The sequence below is a fragment of the Rhodococcus sp. A14 genome, assembly GCF_011603105.1.
Classification (GTDB): Bacteria; Actinomycetota; Actinomycetes; order Mycobacteriales; family Mycobacteriaceae; genus Rhodococcus_F; species Rhodococcus_F opacus.
Genome location: NZ_JAAOQS010000134.1, coordinates 1 through 20,989 on the forward strand (window position 1 = coordinate 1; position 20,989 = coordinate 20,989).

At 69.0% G+C, this 20,989-nt stretch carries 24 protein-coding genes; 6 read left to right on the forward strand and 18 right to left on the reverse strand.

The window, feature by feature from the left end:
- From G9373_RS39540 to G9373_RS39555, 4 genes are all read left to right on the forward strand, one after another.
- On the forward strand, positions 1-491 hold a 491-nt coding region (locus G9373_RS39540; protein ID WP_167120456.1), incomplete at its 5' end, for a hypothetical protein.
- A gap of 41 nt (positions 492-532) precedes the next feature.
- Positions 533-1,201, forward strand: coding sequence for a YcnI family protein (locus G9373_RS39545; protein ID WP_005560933.1), 669 nt, complete (start codon positions 533-535; stop codon positions 1,199-1,201).
- The gene (locus tag G9373_RS39550) at positions 1,198-1,731 is read left to right on the forward strand and encodes a copper resistance CopC family protein (RefSeq protein WP_167120459.1); all 534 of its coding nucleotides are present in this window, start codon (positions 1,198-1,200) and stop codon (positions 1,729-1,731) included. Before G9373_RS39545 ends, G9373_RS39550 begins: the two co-directional genes overlap by 4 nt.
- 5 nt (positions 1,732-1,736) lie before the next feature.
- A complete protein-coding gene (locus tag G9373_RS39555; RefSeq protein WP_054248468.1) occupies positions 1,737-2,675 on the forward strand; it encodes a CopD family protein in 939 nt (312 codons plus the stop codon).
- A gap of 50 nt (positions 2,676-2,725) precedes the next feature.
- Here G9373_RS39555 and G9373_RS39560 read toward each other — a convergent pair whose 3' ends face one another.
- Together G9373_RS39560 and G9373_RS39565 are read right to left on the reverse strand one after the other, a co-directional pair.
- Positions 2,726-3,655 carry an NADP-dependent oxidoreductase gene (locus tag G9373_RS39560; protein ID WP_005562716.1) on the reverse strand — a complete coding sequence of 310 codons (930 nt, stop codon included), beginning with the start codon at positions 3,653-3,655 and terminating at the stop codon, positions 2,726-2,728.
- Positions 3,656-3,707: 52 nt separating this feature from the next.
- Positions 3,708-4,358, reverse strand: a complete 651-nt coding sequence (locus tag G9373_RS39565; protein ID WP_005562714.1) for a UdgX family uracil-DNA binding protein — start codon at positions 4,356-4,358, stop codon at positions 3,708-3,710.
- Between the two features lie 105 nt (positions 4,359-4,463).
- Here G9373_RS39565 and G9373_RS39570 point away from each other — a divergent pair, with 105 nt between their 5' ends.
- A complete protein-coding gene (locus G9373_RS39570; RefSeq protein WP_005248914.1) occupies positions 4,464-4,829 on the forward strand; it encodes a RidA family protein in 366 nt (121 codons plus the stop codon).
- A gap of 140 nt (positions 4,830-4,969) precedes the next feature.
- Positions 4,970-5,497, forward strand: coding sequence for a MarR family transcriptional regulator (locus G9373_RS39575; RefSeq protein WP_025431639.1), 528 nt, complete (start codon positions 4,970-4,972; stop codon positions 5,495-5,497).
- Positions 5,498-5,506: 9 nt separating this feature from the next.
- On the opposite strand, the gene G9373_RS39580 is transcribed toward G9373_RS39575, so the two are convergent.
- From G9373_RS39580 to G9373_RS39655, 16 genes are all read right to left on the reverse strand, one after another.
- Positions 5,507-6,124, reverse strand: coding sequence for a TetR/AcrR family transcriptional regulator (locus G9373_RS39580; RefSeq protein ID WP_007298269.1), 618 nt, complete (start codon positions 6,122-6,124; stop codon positions 5,507-5,509).
- A gap of 92 nt (positions 6,125-6,216) precedes the next feature.
- Positions 6,217-7,248 carry an aromatic ring-hydroxylating dioxygenase subunit alpha gene (locus G9373_RS39585; RefSeq protein ID WP_005573551.1) on the reverse strand — a complete coding sequence of 344 codons (1,032 nt, stop codon included), beginning with the start codon at positions 7,246-7,248 and terminating at the stop codon, positions 6,217-6,219.
- A 1-nt stretch (position 7,249) separates the two neighbouring features.
- Positions 7,250-7,462, reverse strand: a complete 213-nt coding sequence (locus G9373_RS39590) for a recombinase-like helix-turn-helix domain-containing protein (RefSeq protein WP_005248918.1) — start codon at positions 7,460-7,462, stop codon at positions 7,250-7,252.
- A 12-nt stretch (positions 7,463-7,474) separates the two neighbouring features.
- Positions 7,475-8,434 (reverse strand): PDR/VanB family oxidoreductase, encoded by a 960-nt coding sequence (locus G9373_RS39595; RefSeq protein ID WP_206033461.1) that lies wholly within the window; start codon positions 8,432-8,434, stop codon positions 7,475-7,477.
- A 110-nt stretch (positions 8,435-8,544) separates the two neighbouring features.
- Positions 8,545-9,279 (reverse strand): MBL fold metallo-hydrolase, encoded by a 735-nt coding sequence (locus G9373_RS39600; protein WP_167120462.1) that lies wholly within the window; start codon positions 9,277-9,279, stop codon positions 8,545-8,547.
- 88 nt (positions 9,280-9,367) lie between these two features.
- On the reverse strand, positions 9,368-10,516 hold the full coding sequence (locus G9373_RS39605) for an MBL fold metallo-hydrolase (RefSeq protein WP_167120465.1): 1,149 nt from the start codon (positions 10,514-10,516) through the stop codon (positions 9,368-9,370).
- Positions 10,517-11,647 carry an FAD-dependent monooxygenase gene (locus G9373_RS39610; RefSeq protein WP_167120468.1) on the reverse strand — a complete coding sequence of 377 codons (1,131 nt, stop codon included), beginning with the start codon at positions 11,645-11,647 and terminating at the stop codon, positions 10,517-10,519.
- Complete coding sequence (locus G9373_RS39615; RefSeq protein WP_081315248.1) at positions 11,644-13,293, reverse strand: thiamine pyrophosphate-binding protein; 1,650 nt, start codon at positions 13,291-13,293, stop codon at positions 11,644-11,646. The genes G9373_RS39610 and G9373_RS39615 overlap by 4 nt, the downstream gene beginning before the upstream one ends.
- Positions 13,286-14,068, reverse strand: a complete 783-nt coding sequence (locus G9373_RS39620; RefSeq protein ID WP_005573556.1) for an SDR family oxidoreductase — start codon at positions 14,066-14,068, stop codon at positions 13,286-13,288. The genes G9373_RS39615 and G9373_RS39620 overlap by 8 nt, the downstream gene beginning before the upstream one ends.
- A 16-nt stretch (positions 14,069-14,084) precedes the next feature.
- Complete coding sequence (locus tag G9373_RS39625) at positions 14,085-14,834, reverse strand: 3-oxoacyl-ACP reductase family protein (protein ID WP_005254761.1); 750 nt, start codon at positions 14,832-14,834, stop codon at positions 14,085-14,087.
- A 2-nt stretch (positions 14,835-14,836) separates the two neighbouring features.
- Positions 14,837-15,343 carry a cupin domain-containing protein gene (locus tag G9373_RS39630; RefSeq protein ID WP_005254762.1) on the reverse strand — a complete coding sequence of 169 codons (507 nt, stop codon included), beginning with the start codon at positions 15,341-15,343 and terminating at the stop codon, positions 14,837-14,839.
- A 14-nt stretch (positions 15,344-15,357) separates the two neighbouring features.
- Positions 15,358-16,140 carry an alpha/beta hydrolase gene (locus tag G9373_RS39635; protein WP_167120471.1) on the reverse strand — a complete coding sequence of 261 codons (783 nt, stop codon included), beginning with the start codon at positions 16,138-16,140 and terminating at the stop codon, positions 15,358-15,360.
- Positions 16,137-17,066 carry a VOC family protein gene (locus G9373_RS39640; protein ID WP_167120473.1) on the reverse strand — a complete coding sequence of 310 codons (930 nt, stop codon included), beginning with the start codon at positions 17,064-17,066 and terminating at the stop codon, positions 16,137-16,139. Before G9373_RS39640 ends, G9373_RS39635 begins: the two co-directional genes overlap by 4 nt.
- A 191-nt stretch (positions 17,067-17,257) precedes the next feature.
- On the reverse strand, positions 17,258-18,766 hold the full coding sequence (locus tag G9373_RS39645) for an aldehyde dehydrogenase (RefSeq protein ID WP_167120476.1): 1,509 nt from the start codon (positions 18,764-18,766) through the stop codon (positions 17,258-17,260).
- Positions 18,763-20,145: an MFS transporter gene (locus tag G9373_RS39650; RefSeq protein ID WP_037203374.1), complete on the reverse strand. Its 1,383-nt coding sequence runs from the start codon at positions 20,143-20,145 to the stop codon at positions 18,763-18,765. Before G9373_RS39650 ends, G9373_RS39645 begins: the two co-directional genes overlap by 4 nt.
- Before the next feature lie 129 nt (positions 20,146-20,274).
- Complete coding sequence (locus tag G9373_RS39655) at positions 20,275-20,985, reverse strand: ABC transporter ATP-binding protein (protein ID WP_005254767.1); 711 nt, start codon at positions 20,983-20,985, stop codon at positions 20,275-20,277.
- Positions 20,986-20,989: the final 4 nt, after the last annotated feature.

Sequence of the window (20,989 nt, forward strand, 5' to 3'; positions counted from 1 at the left end):
CCACCCTTCGGGGCTCGGCGGTCGGTGCGCTCGTGGCCGCTCTCGCGGTCGCCGCGCACGGCATCGGCGGGGGCGGCCTTCCCGAATCCGCGGCGCTGACCCTGCTGTTCGTCACGTGTAGCGGGGTCGGCGCGGTCACCGCGCAACTGCCCGCACGCGTCCACGGCCCGCTCGCGCTGGTGGGCGCCCTCGGTGTCGGCCAGGTGGCCGGACACTTCGCTCTCACACTCACCTCGCACGTGCACTCGGTGGTCCCTGCCGTGCCGATGCTGGCCGCGCACGCGGCCGCCACCGTGATCTGCGCGCTGCTGATCGCGAACGCCGAGCGTCTGTACGGCCCCCTCGTCCACGTCTGGCGGGTGGTACTCCGCGGCGAACCGCAGCCCGTCTCGGCGGCGCCTACGGCGCACGTCCCCGCGCGTCCCGCGAATCCCGTGGACGCCCTGCTGCGCGCGAGCATTTCGCGTCGCGGACCCCCGGTCCCGGTCTGACTCTCACCTCTTCTCGCTTCAGACCCTCAAAAGGACCTTCGATGAATTCCCTCTTTTCCCGTGCCCTTTTCACGGCCGGTGCGGCCGGCGGCGCCATGCTGCTCGCGGCCGGTGTCGCCGCCGCCCACGTCACCGTCGTCGCCCCCGGCGCCGAACAGGGCGGCTACTCCGTCCTGACCTTCCGAGTTCCCACCGAATCCGAGACGGCGTCCACCACCAAGCTGACCGTCACGCTCCCCGACCTGAAATCGGCTCGCACCACCCCACTGCCGGGGTGGACGTCCGTCGTCGAGAAGGACCCGACGTCCAAGCTCGCGAAGTCCGTGACGTGGACCGCCGACCCTGGTGTCGGTGTCGCGCCCGGCCAGTTCCAGCAGTTCGAGCTGTCCGCCGGACCGCTGCCGGAGCAGGACGAGGTGTCGTTCGCGGCCGCCCAGACGTACAGCGACGGCGAGGTCGTCAACTGGGATCAGGCGGTCGGCGCCGACGGTGCGGAGCCCGACAAGCCGGCACCCACGCTCACGCTGGCCGCGGCGAGCGGTGAAGACCACAGCCACGACGCGGGCGGCGCCACGACGTCCGAAGAGACCGAGACGACGGCGTCCGGCACCGACGACACCGCCCGCTGGCTGGGCGGCGTCGGCCTGATCCTGGGCGCACTCGGCGCGGCCCTCGGTCTCGGCGCCATGGTCCGGAGCCGTCGCTCATGAGAAGACGCATCACCTTCACGTCGGTGAAGGTGATCGCGGTCGGACTGCTGACCATGCTCGCGAGCATGCTCGGGGCAGGCACCGCGCTCGCCCATTCCGTCGTGATCAGCTCCACCCCCGAGAACGGTTCGGAGGTCGCGGCCGGCCCGGAACGGGTGAGCGTCACGTTCAACGAGGCGCTGCAGGAATCGTTCGCGTCCCTCACCGTGGTGGGACCCGACGGCAACCTGTGGACCAAGGGTGACCCGGCCGTCGAGGGACCCACGGTCAGTGCCGAACTCGGCGAGCTGGGACCGGCCGGTGTGTACACCGTCGCGTTTCGCGTCACGTCCGCCGACGGGCATCCGGTGAGCGGAACCCGCACGTTCACCCTCACCCAGGAGGGGTCGGGCACGCCCGGCGCCGCGGCCGACAGCTCGGGCGAATCCGGCAGCGGCGGAGTTCCGCTGTGGCCGTTCATCGTTGCCGGTGTGCTCGTGTTCGGCGGCGGGCTGTGGTTCGTGCTCCGCAAGCCTCGCGGCGAGAACTGAGCACGGTGGGTACGGCGCGACAGTCCTGGCTGCTGTTCGCCGTACCCACATCGCTCCTCGGGGTCGCGTGCGGTTGGGCGTTGGCGCAACCGGAAGACCCGTCCCCGTCGAGCGCCGTCCGGGCGCTGTGCCTGGTGCTCGGTTCGGCGGTGCTCGGACTCGCCGCGCTGGGCTGGTGGAGTCGCGCGGACAGCCGTCCCCTCCTGCGGGACCAACGGCTGTGGCGGTTGTCGACCGCGGTCGCCGGTGCGTGGATGCTCGCCGAGGCGGTGCTGCTGTCGATGACGGCGGCGGAGGCCGACGCCCTGGGGTTGTCCGAGCTGTCGGTCGGACGGTTCGGCGCGTACGTGACCGAGATCAGCGCGGGACGCGTCGACCTCGCCGTTCTCGTGTGCACGGCCGCGGCCACCGCGTGGTCGGCCGTTGCGTTCCGCCGCACCGACGCCCGGCTCCCCGTGCCCGTTCTGGTGCTCGCGGCCCTCGCCCTGGTGGCCCGGCCGATCACCGGCCACATGTCGCAGCAGGTTCTCGGCTCGGTCCTCGATGTCGTCCACGCACTGGCCGCCGCGGTGTGGTTCGGGCTCCTCGCCGCCCTCGGCCTGATGCTCCGGTCGCGCGGGGACTGGTCGTCGTGGCTGCCGCGGTATTCCGTCGTCGCGTGGCGGTGCGTGTGGCTGCTGACCGCGACCGGGATCGTCGACGCCGCGGTCCGGCTGGGTGGGGTGACGCCACTGTTCGACACCGGTTACGGCCGCATCGTGCTCGCGAAGGCGGTGGCGTTGGCGGCGCTCCTCGGGCTCGGCTGGTGGTGGCGGCGAACGTGGGTCGGGCAGGCCGCCGCACACCGGATCAGCGCCGAAGGGTCCCTGCGGCGCGCGATCGTGGAGGTGGTGGTGATGGCCGTTCCGTTCGGTCTCGCCGCCGCCCTCGCTACCACCGCCTGACCCGTGAGTACATATTGACGTCCGGCGGTTAATAAGTACTCACGGGCGCGTCAGCGCAAGAGGATCTTCCCGCGGCTGCCGCCCTTCTCGCCGGCGCGCTGAGCGTCGGCCGCGTCGGTCAGGGGGAAGGTGCGGGCCGGCGGGAGGGCCAGCGTCCCGTCCGCGGCGAGGGCGCCCAGCCGGCGCAGGGTCTCCGCGCTCCGGTCGCCGGCGTTGCCGGACGAGAAGGTGATTCCCAGCCCGAACGCGGCACCGTCCGACAGCGTCACGATCCGGTCGGTGCCCCCGCGCAGGTCCATCGCCGCCTCGAGTCCGCCGAAGCCGACGTCGAGGACGGCGTCGACACCGTTCGGCGCGAGTTCGCGGACCCGGTCCGCCAGCCCCTCACCGTATGTCGTGGGGGTCACGCCCAGCTCCCGCAACGCGTCGTGGTGTTTCTCGCTCGCGGTACCGATCACGGTGACACCCGAATCCAGCGCCAGTTGCGCCGCAATGGTTCCCACCGCACCCGACGCGCCGTTCACCAGTAACGTCTCCCCGGACTTCGGCTTCAGGAGCCGCAGTCCACGCGTGGCGGCTTCGCCGGCTACCGGAATGGTGGCGGCGTCCGTCCAGCTCAACCCTTTCGGCTTGGGCACGACGATCGAGGCGAGCGCGTATTCGGCGTAGCCGCCGGTGTCGGACCAGCCGAACACCTCGTCGCCGACCACCACACCGGTCGCCTCCGGACCGACCGCGTCGACCACGCCGGCCACTTCGCTGCCCGGGATCTTCGGGAACTGCACCGACATCACCTCGGCCATCGACCCCGACCGCAGCTTCCAGTCGATCGGGTTCACGCCGGCCGCCCGGATGACGAGGCGCACCTGGTTGCCGGTGGGCTCGGGCACCGGCACGTCGTGGGTCTCGAGCACTTCGGGACCACCGTAGGACGAGTAGGAGACTGCCTTCATGGTCTGTTTCGCGTGGGAATTCGTCATGAAGACAATCTCGTCCTCGGCGGTCCGTCGCGCCAGACATTCGGCTGGTTGATCACAGGGCGGCGGCGGCCTTCGTCAGATCGGCGACGAGGGCGTCGAACGCGTCGTCCCGATCCTCCGACGGTCCGCGGAGCACGGCGGACGGGTGGATCGTCGCGAAGACGTCCGGATCCACGTCGACGTCCACCTCGCCGTCGAGGTGCAGTAACTCTCCGCGGTGTTCGGTGAGCCGGAACGACGGGCCGAGCAATGCCTGCGCGGCGGTGGCCCCGAGGCACACGAGGACGTCGGGTTGCACCGCCGCCAGTTCGGCGATCAGCCACGGCCGGCACGCGACGATCTCGGTGCGGTTCGGCTTCTTGTGGATTCGGCGCTTGCCGCGTTCGGCGGGGACGAACTTGAAGTGTTTGACCGCGTTGGTGACGTACGTGAGGTTCCGGTCGATGCCCGCCGCGTCGAGCGCCTTGTTCAGAAGCTTTCCCGCCGGGCCGACGAACGGTTCACCGGCGCGGTCTTCCTGATCGCCCGGCTGTTCGCCGACGAGCATCATCCGCGCGGATCGCCTGCCCGCGCCGAAGACGGTGTGCTCGGCGTCGCGGTACAGATCGCAGCCGTGGCATCCGTCCGCCGCGTGGGACAACGCGTCGAGGTCGACGGTGTTCGGCACGAACGGTGCGGCCGAGGGCTTCGTGGCGCGTGACATGTGCGTCGAGTACCCGTCGGGCGGAGCTTCATTCGCACAACACTGTCAATTAGTTTAGCGCTAAGATATAATCACCGGAGAAGCCCACCGAGAAAGCGAGCCTCCATGTCCCTCACCGAAGTCACCGCCCACCACCCCTACAGCCCGGCCGTGGTCGCGGGCGGACTCGCGTTCGTCTCCGGCGCACTGTCCGTCGATGCCGAGGGCACCGCCGTCCCCGGCCGCACCGAGGCGCTCGACGCCGCCGTGGACCGCATGGTCGATCGCCTCGCCACCGTCGGCGGACAGCTGAAGGACGTCGTCAAGCTCACCTACTACGTCACCGACCTGTCGTTGCGCGAGGAGGCGAACCGCCAGTTCGAGCGCATCTTCGACGAACCGCGCCCCGCGCGCACGTTCCTCGAGGTCAGCAGCCTCCCCTACGGCGCCATCGCCGAGATCGACGCCGTCGCGGCGGTCGGGGGACGCTGACAGCGCACCTGTCCGGCAGCGCCGCGGGTCCCCGTTCCGAGAAATGGACGGGGACCCGCGGCGCGTCGCCGTCACTTATGCTCGTTCGATATCTTGGTACTAAACAGATGAGACCCTCGAGGATTCAGGAGGTGCGCCCGGTGACGCAACGCCCCGTTCCAGATCGCGATGCCGTCGACGACATCGTCGACCAGTGGGCCCACCAGTGGCCCGACCTGGATGTGAGTCCACTGAAAGTGCTGGGCCGCCTGCACCGTTCGTATCTGCGCTACCAATCGTCCCTCGCCGCCGTGTTCGAGGAACACGGCATCAACATGGCGTCGTTCGACGTCCTGGCCGCCCTCCGACGTTCGGGTCCGCCGTACCGGATGACGTCCGGACAGCTGGCGGAATCCGCCCTCGTCACCACGGGCGGTGTCACGCTGCGCGTCGACCGACTCGAGAAGGCGGGACTCGTGCAGCGCGAGCGCGACGCCGAGGACCGCCGCATCGTGCACGCGCAACTCACCGACGAGGGCCTGCGGGTGATCGAGAAGGTCGCGGAGGCCCACTTCGCCAACGAGTCGCAGATCCTCAGCGGGATGTCGAAGGACGATCAGGCGGCGTTGGCCGAATTGCTCCGCAAGCTCGAGCACTCGATCGTCGAGAACCAGGCCCCCACCGCCTGAGCGGATAGATCAGCTGGCCGCGCGGGAGGTCAGATCGGCGACCTCACCGAATCCGATGAACCGTTCGGATGCCGCCGTCATCTCCACGATGAAACGTCGCTGCTCGTCCTGCGATGCACCGATCAGGCGCGCCGCACCCGTCCACTGCGCCTCGGACAGTTTGCGGGCGAGTTGGGCGGGTTCGGCGCACGGCGTCGCGATTCCGGCCTGGTTGAGCCGTTCGATGAATCGGATGTACCGGCCGAGGATCCGGTTGTGTGCCGCCTCGAGCTGTTCCCCGATCACGGGGTCGACGGCGGCGCGGTCCTCGATCATCGTGAACAGGCGTCCGCTGCTGTAGACGGTCTCGATGAACGCCGCGGTGGCCGCGCGCAGGACGGTGCGCGGGTCCGCGTCCGGCGGGACCGGGATGCGCTGAGCCTCGACGAACGTGTCGAAGACCGCGGCGGCGACGGCACGGAACGCGTCGTCCCGGGACGCGAACCGGGCGGAGAATTCGGCCTGCGACACCCCGGCGGCAGCGGCGATGACCGCCTCGGAGGTGCGCTCGTATCCCAGTTCGGCGAAGCACCGCCCCGCCGCTTCGACCAACGCGAGCCGACCTCGATCGTCACCGTTCGTAAGCACCGCTCGCGCCTCCTCGTACCCCGGCCGGCGCCCGACGTGTCGGCCGTCACACATTCTTGGTTGACATTTCATTCACGTCAACCCGCGCGACCTTACGCCTGCTGAAGTGCCTTCGCCTGGGCCTCGGCCTGCGCCCGGTAGAGCCGGCGGAGCCGGATGACGCCGAGGTCGTGCTGGTACAGGTTCTCCGCCTGGTCCGCGTCGAATGCCATCGCCTCGAGCATGGTGCGGTCCTGCTCGAGCACCACCCAGTGCCGCTCCTCGAGCTTGGTGCGGTACAGGAACCGCCAGACGTCGCGTTCCCAGCCCTCGACCTGGCGGTACCGCCAGAAGAACACCGCGGTGGTCTCGGCGTCGATCGGCGTTCCCATGCCGACGATGCCGAACGAGCCACCCGGGCCCGCGGTCGGCGGGTACGGGATCTCGAGGTCCACCCAGTCGATGCCGGTCCGGCAGAATTCGACCCAATCGAAGTTCACACCCCGCTGGTCGGTCTTCTCGAAGAAGAACCCGCGATCGGTTTCGCGGATCCGGAACTTCGCGGACGTCTCGCCGCCGAACATCGAATGCGATTCGCGGTGCAGGAACGCTCCGTGCATCGGGTCGAGCAGGTTCTCCAGCGTGAACCGCCACGGCGCCTTCCACTCCGCGTAGCAGAGGAAGTGCGAGATGCCGTCGTCGGTGAGACGCTCGGGCAGTTCGAGTGGCGCGGGTTCGGCGTCGGGGTCGGTGCCGAACCAGGCGAGCACGGCGCCGGCCACTTCCTGCACGGGGAGGCTGGTGACGAGCCGCTTGCCCTCGAGGTTGCAGCCGGGCATTCCGGGGACGGAGACGACGGTGCCGCCGCCGTCCACCTGCACGCCGTGGTACTGGCAGGCGACGCGATCGCCGAGGTGCTGGCCCTGCGACAGCGGGGCGCCGCGGTGCGGGCAGCGGTCGGCGAGCATGCGGAGGGTGCCGTCGGACTGACGGAACAGCAGCCAGTCCTCGCCGAGGCGGCGCACCTTCTTCATGTCGCCGCGCGCGACGAAGTCGGACGGGCACACCGCGTGCCACTGGTCGCGCATCCCGGTCGCGAAGATCTCGTCGCCGGTCAGTGCCGCCTTGTGCAGTCGGTTCACCATGTCAGGCCCCCATCCGTCGGATCTCGTCCGTGAAAGTGTCGGTGGTCCAGGCGTCGCCGCCGGGACTGTGGATGCCGAGGGCGTTCAAACCCTTCACCAGGCCTTCGAGGTGGTGCACACCGGTGCCGAAGACCTCTTCGATCGCACCGGCCAGCTTCCGTTCGTACGGGGTGGGTGCCGTGCCGGACTGGCGTGGTTGCAGATACAGGCTCATGGTTCTTCCCTTCTAGAGATCCAGCACGAGCTCGTCGGAGCGGGCGCGGGAAACGCAGATCATGATGGTGGTGCCGGACTCCTGCTCGGAGCTGGAGAGCAGGGAGTCGCGGTGGTCGGGGGTGCCGGCGAGGACGCGGGTTTCGCACGTCCCGCAGATGCCTTCGCGGCAGGAGTTGGGGACGTCGACGCCGGATTCCTCGAGGGTGTCGAGGATGGTCCGGTCCCGGGCGACGGTGGCCGAGATGCCGGATCGTTCGCAGATCACGCGGACGGGGCGATCACCGGCGAGGGTGTCGGCGGGGATCTCCTTCGCCTTGAACCGCTCGAGCCGGATCGTGCCGTCCGGCCAGGAGCGGGCGAACCCCTCGACCGCGCCGAGCAGTCCCTCGGGGCCGCAGGCGTAGACGAGCGTCTCCTCGCGGGCGGTACCGAGGATGTCGGCCAAATCGAGGATGCCCTCGGTTTCCTCGGTGACGACGTGCACGCGGTCGCCGTATCCGGACAGTTCGTCGAGGAACGCCATCGACGCGCGGGCGCGGCCGCCGTAGTGCAGTTCCCATTCGGCGCCCATGCGTTCGGCTTCACCGATCATCGCGAGGATCGGCGTGATGCCGATGCCGCCGGCGATGAACACGTAGCGCGGCGACGGCAGGAGTTCGAAGTTGTTGCGAGGCGCGCTCACCGACAGGCTGTCGCCGGGCCGCAGCGTCTCGTGGACGTGCCGGGAGCCGCCTCGGCCGGTCACCTCGTGGAGGATCGCGACGCGGTACCCGGTCTTGTCGTCCGGGTCTCCGCAGAGGGAGTACTGGCGGACGGTCCCGCGGTTCAGGTGCAGATCCAGGTGGGCGCCGGGCGTCCACTGGTCGACCGCGCCGCCGTCCTGTCGTTCGAGGCGAAGCGAGACCACGCCCGCGGACTCGACCCGCATCTGACGCACCATCATGGGGACGGTGTCTGCGTCTGTTGTCATCGCTCACTCCCAGGCTCAACCGAAGGCGTAGTTCCTTAGTGCTCAATAATTTAGCACTAAGATGTATCGTGCGCCACAGTTGAGGGGAAATCTGTCGAACACAGGCCGAGCTACTCCGCTTCGCGGTACCGCACAGTCTCGGCCGCGAGCCGCTCCTCGTACGCCTGTGCGAGGTCGTGCAGACTCTGCACGCAGTCACCGGTGAACACCGGCGCATGCATCGGCGCCAGCAGCAGGGGTTCCAGATCGGCGAGTCCCCGGATCGTGGGCCCGAGCGCCGGTGACAGGCACGTCGCGTTCCCCATGTCCTCGGCCGCGATGGCCGGGCCGACGATCTCCTCCTCGGTGGCAGGCGGATGATGCCCGAATGCGGTGAACAGGTCACCGCAGAACAGCGTCTGCGTCGTCTCCTCGAAAACCAGCCCGGCATCCCACCCGTGCGGAACGTGCGGAGTGTCGAGGTGACGGACCCGCCTGGTGCCCGTCTCCATCACGTCGCCGTACTGCAGGGGACGCGGTATGCGATCGGCGAGGTCGTTGACCTGCACGAAGCAACCCATCGCCCCGTGCGCGACCTCGGCGTTCGGCGCGGCCGCCAGCCACGAGTTCATCGCACCGCACTCGTCGGCCTCCACGTGCCCGAACGTGATCCACCGCAGCCTGTCGAGAGGAATCAGCCGGCCGACCGCCGCGGACACGGACGGGAACAGCGCACGCTGACCGGTGTGGAACAGCAGCGGTTCCTCACCGTCGACGAGGAACTGGTTCATGATCAGGTTGGGCTCGTCCAGATACGTGGACAGCCGGTAGATGTCGGGAGCGATCTCGGTAATCGTGGTGTCCATCCCTGGCTCCGATCACGTCACGGTGTCGTGAGGACAAGCCTTCTCGGGACAGCGGCGGCGCGCAAGATCCTGCGGGTACGCGATGGCGCTACCGGCGTTGCCCGACGCCGATCCGGACGAGGTCGTGCCCGACGGTCACGGTGCCGGCGAATGTGGCCTTCACGCCTCGTTCCCACTGGTCGTCGGTGACCTGCCGGGGGTCGCCCGGTCCGATGTGGGACAGCACCACCTGGCGGACATCCGCATCGGTGGCGACGCGCCCGACGTCCTGCGCGGTGGTGTGCGCCTGGATCATGTGCTCGACCAGTGCGGAACCCGAAGTCTGAGCGTAGAAGTCGACGTCGATCACCTCGTGGACGAGGATGTCGGATCCCCGGGCGAGTCGAACCACGTTCGGCGACTTCGCGGTGTCGCCGGAGAACGTGACCGCACCGTCCTCCGTGTCGAACCGGTACGCCAGCGAGGGGTAGACCGGGCCGTGCGGAACCAGTGTCGCGGTGACCCGGACCCGGTCGTCTTCGAACACCGGGAACGGCTCCATCTCCGGCGCCGTGTTGTCGGCGGACGCACCCGCCGACTCCGGTGGCAGTACATCGCGCAGCGACAGCCGCTGCCCGTAATCGGAGTGGGCGCCCTTTTCGACGTTGCGAATGTTGATGTCGTAGGCGAATGCGTCGAGTACGCCCGCGAACAGATCGGTGAGTCCGGGTGCCGGCGCCGCCGGACTCTGGATCGGAATACTCTGGCCGCCACGCGGTGCCGACAGTCTGCCCGCCGACCCCGGGCCGTACACCGGCACCACGTTGCGGAATGTGTACGACGGAGTCCCGCCCGGCAGCCAGAAGACGTTGAACAGATCGGCGATGTGATCGCTGTGCATGTGCGTGACGAAGACGCCACCGAGCGAATCCGCGGCGATACCGGCCTGGATCAGCTTTCGGCTCGACCACGGACCCGCGTCGATCAGATACGGTCTGTCGCCGACGACGAGCACACTGGACGTGCCGCTCCGCCCCGGCACGGCGATGGGTCCGGCCGCCGTGCCGAGCAGGATCAGCGTGGTTGCGTAGCCGTCGACGTCACCGGACAACTCGTAGGCGTCCGGTGGCGTCACACCACTCGGCTGCGCGTCCGAGGTGTGGGACGCGCAGCTCGTCGCGGCGACGGCAGTGGCGGCGGAACCCAGCAGGGCCAGCGCCCGCCGCCTCGACAGCGGATGTCGGCCGACAGGTTCCATTCACGCGTCCGTTCGGGCCGCGGCCAACTCCAGCGGCACGTGCCAGGCGTCGTATTCGTAGACCCAGTCGCCGTTGCCTGCGACCTTCAGCCACTCGTTGGACCGGGAGCCGCGCTGGATGCGCGAGGTCCGCTGCAGTCGCGTCTCCTGGTAGGTCTGCAGCGCGACCGCGGGGTCGTCGAACAGGCTCAGGCAGCGGGACAGGACGACGGCGTCTTCGATGGCCATGCCGGCGCCCTGCGCCATGAACGGCATCATCGGATGTGCCGCGTCGCCGAGGAGCACGGCGCGCCCGTCGGTCCACGATGCCAGCGGGTCACGAACGTAGAGAGCCGATTTCAGGACGTCGTCGCAGGCGTCGAGCAGGGCTCGCGCCTCGGGGTGGAAGTCGCGGTACAGCTCACGCAGTTCGGTGACGGAACCGGGTGTGGTCCACGATTCCTCGGTCCACTCCTCCTGGCCGCAGGTGGCGAAGACGAAGATGTCCTTGCCCTGGTTGAGGGGGAACGTCACGATCTGCGTCGACGGATTCGGCCCCCACCACTTGGTGAAGCAGTCGAGGTTCGGCAGGTCGCCGACGCGTTCGGTGGGGACGACGGCGCGGAACGCCACGACCCCGGTGAACGTCGGCTGTTCCCGCCCGAGGAGAGCGGTCCGGACCGCGGAGTGAATGCCGTCGGCGCCGACGATCACGTCGGCGGAAACCGTACTGCCGTCGGTGAACTCGATGCGGCCGTCGGCGACGCCGCCGACCCGGCGACCCATTTCGACGACACCCGACGGCAGCCGGTTCTCGAGCGCGGTCATGAGGTCGCCCCGGTGCATGGTCAACTGCGGTGCGCCGTACTGCTGTTCCGCGCTGTCCCCCATCGGCAGCCGGGACGTTTCGGCTCCCGTGTCCCACGTGCGGCTGATCCGGAACTGCGGCCGGGCGGCTGATTCGCGGATCGCCGGACCGATGCCGAGTCCGTCGAGAGCCCGGACCGCGTTGGGGGTGAGGTTGATGTCGGCGCCGACGCGGGCGAACTGCCTCGTCTGCTCGTAGACCGTGACGTCGAGACCGAACTTGCGGAGGGCGATCGCCGTGGCGAGTCCGCCGATGCCGCCACCGCAGACGGCGACCGTGGTCACTGTGCAGCCTTTCCGGGGACCGTGACGGGCGGCGTGAACGGTGCCGGCATGTCGCCGTAGGCGGCGAGATCGACCTCGACGATCACCGGCGCCTGCCGCGACACGGCGTCGGCGAGCACCTCGTGGGCCTCGGCGGCGCCACCGATCCGCAGGTACGGCACACCGATGGACTGCGCCAGCAACGGGAAGTCGGGGGTGACGAGGTCGACGGCGTAGGTGTCTTCGCCGCCGCCCTTCTGCATGTTGCGCAGCACACCGTAGCCGCCGTCGTTGAACACGAGCAGCACCAGCCACGGCTTCTCCTGCGCCATGGTCAGGATCTCGCCGAAGTGGACGGCCAGGCCGCCGTCGCCGACGAGGGCCAGGGTGGGACGCGTCTCGTCGGCCAGTGCGGAACCGATGGCCATGCCCAGGCCCTGCCCGATGCCGCCGCCGCGGGGGAAGACGTTGGACTTGGGGTCGAACATCGGCAGCAGCCGGTTGCCCCAGGAACTCGACGCGATGGTGACGTCGCGGGCGATCACGGAATCCTGCGGGAACGCGGCACGCACGGCGTCGCACAGCACGGCGTGATCGCCGAGTCCGGCGCGCTGCTTGCTGCGGACGAGTTCGCGGGTGGCGCGGGCACGTTCGGTCCAGGCGGCGTCGACGGGCGCCAGGCCCGACAGCTGCCGGAGGAACGTCGCGATGTCGGTGGTGACCCCGGCCTGCGCCGGGTAGACGCGTCCGACCGCGGCCGCATCGATGTCCACCTGCACGTGTGCGGCGGGGACGGGCATGGAGTAGTCGCCGGTCTCGTTGGACCGGAAATGGGTGCCCAGCGACAGCAGCAGGTCGGCGTCCCGGAGGAGCTCGCGCCCCGCGGGGGTGTTGCCGTAGTTGCCGATGCACAGCGGGTGGTCCTCGGGCACGGCGCCGCGCCCGGAGTTGCTGGTGAGCAACGGGACTCCCCATTGCTGCACCAGTTCGGTCAGCTCGGCACCGGCCGTGGCGACACCGCCGCCCGCCCAGATCACCGGGCGTTTCGCCGACTGCAGCAGGGCGAAGGCGACGGCCAGCTCGTCGACGTCCGGCGTGCGCGGCGACTCCGCCACCGGCTCGACGACGTCGATGACGTGCTCCGCGTACTGGAGGTCGATCGGCCATTCGATGCTCGACGGTCCGCCGGGCGCGGCGAGCGCGGCGGCGACGCCTTCCCGCAACATCTTTCCGGCGCTGTCGGTGTCGAGGATGGTGGCGGCATGCTTCGACGTCGCCGTCAGCATCCCCAGCTGATCCTTGGTCTCGTGGATGAATCCGCGACCCGAGCCGAGGTACCGGCTCTCGACGTTGCCCGTCACGTGCAGCACCGACGTTCCGGCACTGAGCGATTCGATCAGCGACCCGGCCGCGTTGCCGGCACCGGTGCCGGTGCTCGTGAGAGCGCAACCGAGGCCGCCGGTGGCCCGGGCGTACCCGTCCGCCGCGCTGACCGCGGTGGCCTCGTGCCGGACCGGCACGAACCGCAGGTGCGTGCTGACCGCCTGCACCAGGGGCTGGTTGTGGACGCTCACGATGCCGAAGACGGTGTCGACACCGGCCTCGCGCAGCACCTGGACGAGCAGGTCGCCCCCATTACCCACAGACATGGTGTTCCTCTCAGACATAGCGCGCGACGCCTCCGCAAACGTCGAGGCTGGTGCCCGTCACGTAGGACGAGCGGGGGGACAGCAGGGTCACGATCATGGTGGCCACCTCGTCGGCGCGGCCGAACCGGCCGAGGCCGATGCCGCGGTCCTGGGCGATCTCCGCCTCCCATTCGGCGAATGTGGCGTCGGTGCCGGATTCCTCGTAACGGCGCCGCCACTGGCCGGTGTCGACCAGTCCGAGCGACACCGAGTTGACGCGGATGCCGTCGGCGGCGAGTTCGAGCGACAGCGACTTGCTGAGGTTCAGCAGCCCGGCCCGGGCGGCGCTGGTGGTGACCAACCGCGGCTCGGGCTGACGTGCGAGCACCGCCGAGATGTTGACGATGGACGCGGCGCCGGACTTGCGCAACAGTGGCAGGGCTGCCTCGACGGTGTTGAGGACGCTGGAGAACTTGAGGTCGAGTTCGTCGCGCCAGTCGTCGAGGGTCGCCTCGCCGCGCGGGACCATGCGGGACTTGCCTGCGTTGTTGACCAGACCGTCGAGGCCGCCGAATCGGGCGACACCGGCGTCGACCAAGGCTGCGACCGCGGCCGGGTCCCGGACGTCGCAGGACGCGGTGAGGACGCGGTCGCTGCCGGGCAGCGGTGCGATGACGGAGTCGAGCCGGTCGCGGTCGCGCGCGCAGGTGACGACGTTGGCACCCTCCTCGAGCAGCATCGCGACGGTGGCGAGCCCGACTCCCGAGCTTCCGCCGGTCACCAGGTGGGTGCGGTCTTTCAGTTGCAGGTCCACGACGTGGTCCCCTTCTCTAGTGCAGGACGAATCCGCCGTTGACGACGAGTTGCTGGCCGGTGATGTACGACGCCTCGGGTCCCATCAGGAACGCGACGGCGCCGACGAGATCCGACGGCTGCTGTGGCCGCTCGAGTGCGCGATTGAGGCGGTACAGCTCGTGCCGATGCTCCGGAACCTTCTGCGCCGATTCGCTTTCGGTCAGACCGGGCGAGACGGTGTTGACGGTGATGCCGTGCGGGCCGAGGTCGCGGGACATGGCGCGGGTCAGCGCGGCCACCCCACCCTTGGAGGCGATGTAGTGCGCGAGACGCGGCGAACCGTACAGGGCGGCGTCGGAGCCGATGGTGACGACTCGTCCGCCTCCGTTCCCGATGATGGAGGGAACGATCGCCCTGCTCACGAGGAACGTGCCGCGCAGGTTGACGCCCAGCACCCGGTCCCACTCGTCGATGTCGAGTTCGTGAATCGGTTTGCCGCCCACGCCGTCCGCGAGGGCCGCATTGTTGACGAGGCCGTACAACGGGCCGCCGGCGGTGACGGTGGCCGCCATCGCGTCGACGGACTCCGCGTCGCGGAGATCGACCCGGACGAACTGCGCCTTGACGCCGTCGGCGCGCAGGCTTGCCGCCGCGTCCTCGCCCCAGTCCTCGCGGATGTCGGCAAGCCACAGGGTGGCGCCGTCCTCGCCGAGCCGGCGGGCCAGGGCGAGGCCGAGACCCCGCCCCGCCCCGGTGACGAGAATGCTGCGGCCGTCGAGACTCATGGTCAGTCCCGCGTCACGCCGTGCATGGCCGACGTCTCGGGGTACGTCGGGATCTGCGGCTTCTGCGCGCCGATGATGACGCAGAACAGAGCGTCCTTGTCGCCGTTGTTCTTCAGGCTGCGCGGAACTCCGGCCGGGACGACGATCATGTCGCGGTAACCGAGGGTGCGCTTCTCCACCTGGCCGTCGCGGTGGACGCCGACCTCCACCTCGCCCTCGAGGACGAAGAAGGCTTCCTCGGCGTCGTGGTGGGTGTGCTCCGGGCCCTCGGCGCCAGGGGGAAGCAGCATGTTGGAGAACGTGAATCCGCGCGAGGAGATGGTGCGGTTGTCGTTCTCGTGGTTACCCGTCGCGCCGGAGCCGACGTAGCGGATCTGCGCGCGCTTGAACTGATCGCCGGCCTTGGCCTGGAAGCCCAGGGTGTCCCAGTCCTCGTGGCGGGAGCCACGGGTGAGGATCAGCGAGTCGGTGAATTCCTTCAGATCGGCGGTGCCGTATTCGAGTGTCATGTCGTGCTCCTTCTCTAGAGGTGGTTGCGTAGGCGTTCGGTGATGTGGATGAAGGATTCGACCCAGGCGTTGAAGGCCTCCGGCCGCTCCTGGTTCGCGAGGTGTCCGGCACCCCGGATGGTGACGAACACGGCGCCCGCAATTCCCCCGGCGAGAACCTGACTGGCGGGAACCCCGGTCACTCTGTCCTCGTCTCCGCCGAGGACGAGTGTGGGGATGTCGATCTTCGGCAGATCGGCCGTGTGATCGGTGGCCGCCATCGACTCGGCGGCGTACCCGTAGCCGGGCAGCCGGATCGACGACGCCATGATCGCCGTGGCCTTCGCGGTCAGCTCGTCGCCCGCGGTCCCGGACAGCAGCCGCGGGGCCCGTTCGGCAGCAAAGGCTTCCGCGCCTTCCTGCTCGAGCGTCGCGGCCCGGGCGCGCATCCGGCCGGCGGCGTCGCCGTCCGCTCCCGAGCCGACGGTGGAACTGCCGAGCAGCAGACTCCGCACGAGCCCGGGGTGGCGCAACGCCAGCCGGGTGGCGATCACGCCGCCCCACGACATTCCCAGGACGTGCGCTCCCGCGTCACCGCAACGGTCGCGGATCACGTCGGCAGCGGCGTCGGCGTAGTCGTCGAGGTCGAACGGACGACCCGGGTCTTCGCTGCGGCCGTAGCCGGGAGCGTCCCAGGCCAGCAGTCGCAGCGACGACGACAGTTCGTCGAACTGTGGCACGAAACTGTCTGCGCTGCCACCGATCCCGTGCAGCATAAGCAGCGCGGGGCCGGAACCGGATTCGACGACGTGCGTCACGACGCCCGCCCGAGGTCGAACCGCTCGAACGCTCCGGGGTCGGGGATGCCGGCCATGTGGTCGCGGACCTGCTTGGACGGCGGGCCCGCGGTGCCCCACAGGTCGGAGAGTTCGGGAACCCGGCGCCAGACCTTGCACAGCCACCGGTCCTCGTCGACCTGCGCGATGCCGGACGTGTACTCGCACACCAGCCCTGCCGGGTCGGCGAAGTAGGAGAACGTGTTGTCGCCGGGGCCGTGCTTGCCCGGACCCCACAGCGGCACGGTGCCGTGGTGACGCAGCCGGCCGATGCCGCGCATGAAGTGGTCGACGGTGGGCATCTCGTAGGCGACGTGATTCACCGACGTCCACTCGGCCTGGTTGAACGCGATGCTGTGATGGTCCGTGTTGCAGCGCAGGAACGCCATCTGGTGCTCGGACCAGTCGGAGACCCGCATGCCCAGGACGTCGCAGTAGAACGTCACCGCGGCGTCGATGTCGACGGTGTTGAGGACGACGTGCGTGACACCCACCGGGACGGCCTCCTCGCGGCCGAGCTTCGGGACCGCCAGCGCGTCGGCGAGCAGTTCGACGACGCGGCCCTCGGGGTCGACCAGGCTGACGCCGTAGCCGCCGCCGAGATCGTCGACCGGTCCCGGGCCGCTGACGATCGGGACACCGCGGAGTTCGAGTCGGCGGGCGGCTTCGTCGACCTCGGCCGGCGTGGCGACGGCGAACGTGATGCGGCCGAGGCCGTTCCGCTCGGCCTGGGTGAGTTGCAGCGCGTGGTGGTGCTCACCGGTTCCCCGCAGCCAGGCACCGTCCGTGCCCTGCTCGACCACGCGCAGTCCCCACACCTCCGAGTAGAAGTCGGTGGATTCGATGCTGGCCTGTGTGCGCAGTTCGACGGAGCGCAGGCACCGCAGCCGGGCTATGGGTTGGTTCATCGCATGCCTCCAGTTGCTTAGGTCTCAATATCTTAGCGCTAAAGTAATAGGTCGTACAGAGCTGACGGGAATTTCTTTCCGGACGACCTACTACGTCAGCTTCCCCGTGGGCCGATGTGACAGCGGTTCAGTCAGACGGAACCCGTGTGACATTCGGCGAGCAAGCTTCAGTCAGCCCACGAGCGGGTCGCTCAATTAGCCCACGGATTGGGTTCCTCGTCGAGGCCCCAGTAGATGCTCTTCTGCCGCGAGTAGGCGGCGATACCGCTGCGCCCCTTCTCCACCCCGAGTCCGCTCTCCTTGACGCCACCGAACGGCGTCGAGATGCTGAACTGCTTGTAGGTGTTGATCCACACGGTGCCGGCCTGGAGTCGGCGGGCGAGTTTCCAGGCACGACGGTAGTCGCCCGTCCAGATTCCCGACGCCAGACCGAACACCGAATCATTCGCCTGTGCAACCAGATCCGCGTCGCCGTCGAACGGCAGGACCACGAGGACGGGCCCGAAGATCTCCTCCTGGCAGGTGCGTGAATTGTTGGGGAGCCCGTCGATGATCGTCGGCAGGTAGTACGCGCCGTCGCGGAGCCGTTCGTCGTCGGGGATCGCCCCGCCGCACAGCACTCGTCCGCCCTCTTCGCGAGCGAGGTCGACGTATGCGGCGACGCTGTCGCGGTGCTTGCGGTGGACCATCGGCCCGACCTGGGTGTCGGGGTCGCGGCCGGGCCCGAGTCGCAGACGCTGCGTCTTGGCCACCAGCTTCTCGAGGAATTCGTCGTAGATGCGGCGGTCGACGAACAACCGGGATCCGGCGATGCAGCTCTGCCCGGTGGACGAGAAGATCCCGTACATCACGCCGTTCACGGCGGCGTCGAGGTCGGCGTCGTCCAGCACCATCGTCGGCGACTTGCCGCCGAGTTCGAGCGACACGGGCATCAGCTTGTCGGCTGCCGCGTGGGCGATGGACCGTCCGGTGTTGGTGCCGCCGGTGAACGTCACCTTTCCGACGCCGGGGTGGGTGACGATGGCGTCGCCGACCACCGAGCCCTTGCCCGGCAGCACCGACAGCAGGCCCTTCGGCAATCCCGAATCGTCGATGAGCCGCGCCAGTTCCAGCGACACCAGCGGCGTCCACTCGGCGGGCTTGAGGACGACGGCGTTGCCTGCCGCCAGGGCGGGGGCGATCTTCTGCGCGTCGCTGGCCACCGGCGAGTTCCACGGTGCGATGGCGCCGACCACGCCGATGGGCTCGAGAACGCTCATCGTGAGGAAGTTGCCGCGCGGGGTGGTGAGGTCGTCGTCCGCGGTTTCGAGGACGGCGGCGAAGTAGCGGAACGTGCCGGCCGCGCTGCCGACGAGTGCGGTGGTCTCGGCCGCCGTCTTGCCGGTGTTGTAGCTCTGCAGCAGCGCGAGCCGCGACGTGTTCGCCTCGATGGCGTCGGCGATGCGGTGCAGGTACTTCGCCCGCTGGTGCGGAAGCAGCGCGCGCCACGCCGGGTCGTCGGCGGCGGCGCGGCCCTTCCGGACCGCCTCGTCCGCGTCGCCGGCGGTGGCCTGGTGGATCACCTGCAGGGTTTCGCCGTTCGACGGGTCCGTGACCGCGAACGCGGGGCCGTTCGCCTGCCGCCACTGCCCGGCGACGAGGATCCGGTCGGCGACCGGGACGAACGGCAGTGTCTGTGGCGCGGTGTCGAGGATGGTCACTGGGAGATCTCCTCGAGGGTCTTTTCGCGGGTTTCGACGGCGAAGAAGCCGACCACGAGGGCACCGATCATGGCGACCGCGGCGAACATTCCGAAGACGACGGTGAGTGTGCCGCCCCCGTCGAGGATGGCGCCGACGGCGAGGGGGCCGACGATGATGCCCAGGCGTCCGCTCGCTCCGCCGATCGCGCAGCCGATGGCTCGCATCCGGGTCGGGTACAGCTCCGCGGTGTAGACGTAGAGCGCCATGTTGACGGCGAAGACGAACAGCGCGGATCCGGCCGACCAGAACAGGACCTTCGTCGCGGTGTCGGCGCCGGAGGCGGCGAGCAGGAACAGCAGCGACGAGCACAGGACCATCGATGCGGTGATGCAGATGCGGCGTCCGAGGTTGTCGATGAGGAACGCGACGAGGATGCAGCCGATCAGGCCGGCGACGCTGGTGACGATGCTGTAGTGCAGGGCGGTGTCGACGCTGACGTCGAATGCGGATCGGTACAGCGTCGGCAGCCAGGACGCGATGCCGTAGTTGACGAAGTAGGCGCACCCCCAGATCGCCGCGAGCATGAGGGTTCTACGCAGGTAGATGCCCCGGAAGGCCTCCGCGAACGTGCCGCGGCGGTTGTCGACGGTGACGGCGGGCAGCGGCTGCGGAGCCGGCAGCGTCTTGCCGTACTTCTCGGTGATCTCGTTCTCGATGCGGGTCATGGCATTGTGCGCGTCTTCGTAGCGGCCGCGGGACGCGAGCCAGCGCGGCGACTCGGGCAGCTTCCACAGCAGCGGCAGGAGCACGACGGGCAGCGCGCCGAGCGCGAACAGGATCTTGTAGCCGTAGTTCGGGACCACCCACGCCGACACGATCGCCGACATCACGAGCCCGATCGGGAAGATCACCTCGTAGAGCAGCACGAATCGTCCGCGCTTGTGGGCTTTGGTGATCTCGCCGATGTAGCTCGCTGCCACCGGGACCTCGGCGCCGAGGCCGATACCCTGCACGAATCGGAAGACGAGGAAGAGCATCAGGCTGTCGGTGAACGCCATGCCGAGGCTCATCACGGCGTAGAGCGCGAGCGAGAAAATGATGACGTTGAGCCGGCCGACGCGGTCGGCGAACCAGCCGCCGGCGAGGGCGCCGACGAGCATGCCGATGCCGCCGATGGCGATCACCCAGGCGATGTCACCGGGGGTCAGGCCCCACTTGGGGATGAGAACGGGGAGAGAGTACGCGATCATCAGCTGGTCGAAGCCGTCGAAGAACGTGACGGCGCCGACGATGACGCGGGCCTTGATGTGCCACCTGCTCATCGGCAGGCGTTCGAGTCGGGCGCTGATCATCTCAGCTGTGGCAGCCATGGCGGGCGATACCGTCGTCATGAGCATCCTCAGGGTCGGGTCGAGGCATTTACTTAAGCCCTCAAAGGCTTACCACTAAGATGTAATCTCACGCACATGAGAAACGTCAACCCTTGACTTTGGAAGAAACATGTTATTCACACCTGTGCGTACTTCTTAACCTTCCGCGGTTAACAAGTGCTCACGGGTGAGAGAGCCGTCGACTACGCGGTGGACTGCATCCATTCTGCACAGATGCGTGCGGTCGTGTGTCACGAGCAGCGTCGCGACCTCGCGTTCTCGCACGACACCGAGGATCAGATCCATGATCGCGGCGCCCCGTTCCTGGTCGAGCGCGCTGGTCGGCTCGTCGACGACCAGCAGCGACGGATCGTTCATCAGCGCCCGGGCCAGGTTGACCCGCTGCCGCTGCCCACCCGACAACTGCGCGGGCCTCTTCCCGGCGTGATCTGCGAGGCCGACGGCGTCGAGCAGGTCGCGAGCCTTCGCGCGCCCGGCCCGCCGCGGCACGAACATCCGCTGCCCGAGATGCGCCATCACCTCCAATTGTTCGAGGGCCGTCAACGACGACACCAGATTGGGCTGCTGGAACACGATGCCGATCCGGTCGCGCCGCAGCGTGGACGCCTCCCGCCGGCTCAGCGCGGTGAGTTCGGTGGTGCCCAGCCGGACGGAGCCCGAGTCGGGCCGGATCAGCGTCGACGCCACCGCGAGGAGCGTCGACTTTCCGGAACCGGACGGACCGGTGATCGCGGCGATCTCACCCCGGCCGAGGGTCAGCGACACCGAGTCGAGGGCGGTGACGCGTCCCGCGCCGTCGGGGTAGGTGAGGGTGACGGCGGCGAGGGTGAGGGCGGGGGTGGTCATCGTG

Bases quoted from the DNA above. Each gene is read 5' to 3' on its own strand.
- G9373_RS39585 (WP_005573551.1), bottom strand. From the start codon at position 7,248: ATGGTGAACCGACTGCACAAGGCGGCACTGACCGGCGACGAGATCTTC.
- G9373_RS39570 (WP_005248914.1), top strand. From the start codon at position 4,464: ATGTCCCTCACCGAAGTCACCGCCCACCACCCCTACAGCCCGGCCGTG.
- G9373_RS39655 (WP_005254767.1), bottom strand. From the start codon at position 20,985: ATGACCACCCCCGCCCTCACCCTCGCCGCCGTCACCCTCACCTACCCC.
- G9373_RS39590 (WP_005248918.1), bottom strand. From the start codon at position 7,462: ATGAGCCTGTATCTGCAACCACGCCAGTCCGGCACGGCACCCACCCCG.
- G9373_RS39560 (WP_005562716.1), bottom strand. From the start codon at position 3,655: ATGACGAATTCCCACGCGAAACAGACCATGAAGGCAGTCTCCTACTCG.
- G9373_RS39640 (WP_167120473.1), bottom strand. From the start codon at position 17,066: ATGAACCAACCCATAGCCCGGCTGCGGTGCCTGCGCTCCGTCGAACTG.
- G9373_RS39565 (WP_005562714.1), bottom strand. From the start codon at position 4,358: ATGTCACGCGCCACGAAGCCCTCGGCCGCACCGTTCGTGCCGAACACC.
- G9373_RS39650 (WP_037203374.1), bottom strand. From the start codon at position 20,145: ATGCTCATGACGACGGTATCGCCCGCCATGGCTGCCACAGCTGAGATG.
- G9373_RS39615 (WP_081315248.1), bottom strand. From the start codon at position 13,293: ATGTCTGAGAGGAACACCATGTCTGTGGGTAATGGGGGCGACCTGCTC.
- G9373_RS39625 (WP_005254761.1), bottom strand. From the start codon at position 14,834: ATGAGTCTCGACGGCCGCAGCATTCTCGTCACCGGGGCGGGGCGGGGT.
- G9373_RS39545 (WP_005560933.1), top strand. From the start codon at position 533: ATGAATTCCCTCTTTTCCCGTGCCCTTTTCACGGCCGGTGCGGCCGGC.
- G9373_RS39605 (WP_167120465.1), bottom strand. From the start codon at position 10,516: ATGGAACCTGTCGGCCGACATCCGCTGTCGAGGCGGCGGGCGCTGGCC.
- G9373_RS39595 (WP_206033461.1), bottom strand. From the start codon at position 8,434: ATGACAACAGACGCAGACACCGTCCCCATGATGGTGCGTCAGATGCGG.
- G9373_RS39600 (WP_167120462.1), bottom strand. From the start codon at position 9,279: ATGGACACCACGATTACCGAGATCGCTCCCGACATCTACCGGCTGTCC.
- G9373_RS39630 (WP_005254762.1), bottom strand. From the start codon at position 15,343: ATGACACTCGAATACGGCACCGCCGATCTGAAGGAATTCACCGACTCG.
- G9373_RS39550 (WP_167120459.1), top strand. From the start codon at position 1,198: ATGAGAAGACGCATCACCTTCACGTCGGTGAAGGTGATCGCGGTCGGA.